The sequence below is a fragment of the Microcystis sp. BLCC-F209 genome, from assembly GCF_041928595.1.
Taxonomy (GTDB): domain Bacteria; phylum Cyanobacteriota; class Cyanobacteriia; order Cyanobacteriales; family Microcystaceae; genus Microcystis.
In genome coordinates, this window is record NZ_JBHFLL010000322.1 from 1 (window position 1) to 1,827 (window position 1,827).

Sequence of the window (1,827 nt, forward strand, 5' to 3'; positions counted from 1 at the left end):
AAAAACGCATGAACTGGCAGGTCAAATTTTTCCCGATGAGTCCGATTTAGCGATCGCTGTTAAACAAGGGATCGAAGCTCGCGCTCAAAAAGGAGGATACGAAACTCACTGTTTTAAGTTTAATTCTGCCTAGCTACTTAATTCATAATTTATAATTCCCGCTCCCCACTTCCCCACACCCCACACCCCACACCCTGCCCCCTGGAAAAGCTTTTTCAGCAAACCCTATTTAACAACAAAAAGGCTCCCGCCAACTAGACGGGAGCCGCTGCCATCGAACTAACCGAAATTAGTCGAGGTCAGGCATTGCCAATGCGGGTTCAGTCTCGCGGTCAATTCCTTTCTCGAAACCGGCGGCGGCGGCGCGAGCGCGTCCAGCGTGCCAGAGGTGTCCAATCAGGAAGAAGAAGGCGAGGGTGAAGTGAGAGGTAGCCAACCAAGCGCGAGGAGACACATAGTTAAACGAGTTAACGTCAGTGATAACCCCACCTACAGAGTTCAAGGAACCTAAAGGAGCGTGGGTCATGTATTCAGCCGCGCGGCGTACTTGCCAGGGTTGCACGTCATTTCTGATTTTGTCGAGGTCTAAACCGTTAGGACCACGAAGGGGTTCTAACCAGGGACCGCGGAAATCCCAGAAACGCATGGTTTCACCACCGAAGATGATTTCGCCAGTGGGAGAGCGCATCAGGTATTTACCTAGACCAGTGGGGCCTTGGGCAGAAGCGACGTTAGCACCTAAGCGTTGGTCACGGACCAAGAAGGTGAAAGCTTGAGCTTGGGAAGCTTCCATACCGGTCGGACCGTAGAATTCACTGGGATAGGCGGTGTTGTTAAACCAAACGTAAACGGCGGCGATAAAGCCCATCATGGAAAGAGCGCCCAAGCTGTAGGACAGATAGGCTTCTCCAGACCAGATGAAAGCGCGACGGGCCCAGGCAAAAGGTTTGGTGAGAATGTGCCAGATACCGCCAGCGATACAGATTAAGCCAATCCAGATGTGACCGCCGATGATATCTTCCATGTTGTTGACGCTGATAATCCAGCCTTCGCCACCGAAGGGAGCTTTAGTCAGATAACCAAAGATAACTGCGGGGTTGAGGGTCGGATTGGTGATGATGCGGACATCACCACCACCGGGGGCCCAGGTATCATAGACACCGCCAAAGAACATGGCTTTAAATACCAACAACAGCGCACCACAACCCAAGAGAATCAGGTGATAACCGATGATGTTGGTCATTTGGTTTTTGTCTTTCCAGTCGTAACCGAAGAAATTAGAGTATTCCTCTAGGGTTTCCGGTCCGCGGATAGCGTGGTAGATACCACCAAAACCGAGTACAGCCGAAGAAATTAAGTGCAGAACACCAGCGACGAAGTAGGGGAAGGTATCGACTACTTCACCACCCGGACCGACCCCAAAACCGAGGGTAGCTAAGTGGGGAAGCAGGATTAAACCCTGTTCGTACATCGGTTTTTCGGGGATGAAGTGGGCGGTTTCAAACAGGGTCATCGCCCCGGCCCAGAAAACGATTAAACCAGCGTGGGCGACGTGAGCGCCGAGCAGTTTACCGGAGAGGTTGATAAGACGAGCGTTACCAGACCACCAAGCGAAGCCAGTGGAACTTTGGTCACGACCACTAGCAGTAGGGATATTAGAGAGCGTTACCACGCGGGAGAACCTCCTCAGGGAAGATAAAGTTTTCGTGGGGTTGGTCTTGGGGAGCCATCCAAGCTCTCAGACCTTCGTTAAGCAGAATATTTTTAGTGTAGAAGGTTTCAAATTCCGGGTCTTCCGCCGCTCTCAATTCCTGAGAAACGAAGTCA

At 51.6% G+C, this 1,827-nt stretch carries 2 protein-coding genes; both read right to left on the bottom strand.

Annotated features, from left to right (window positions below; all coding sequences use genetic code 11):
- Positions 1-289: 289 nt before the first annotated feature.
- Positions 290-1,672, bottom strand: a complete 1,383-nt coding sequence (gene psbC / locus ACE1AQ_RS21610) for a photosystem II reaction center protein CP43 (RefSeq protein WP_002801320.1) — start codon at positions 1,670-1,672, stop codon at positions 290-292.
- On the bottom strand, positions 1,656-1,827 hold a 172-nt coding region (locus tag ACE1AQ_RS21615; protein ID WP_271931852.1), incomplete at its 5' end, for a photosystem II protein D2. The genes psbC and ACE1AQ_RS21615, both read right to left, overlap by 17 nt.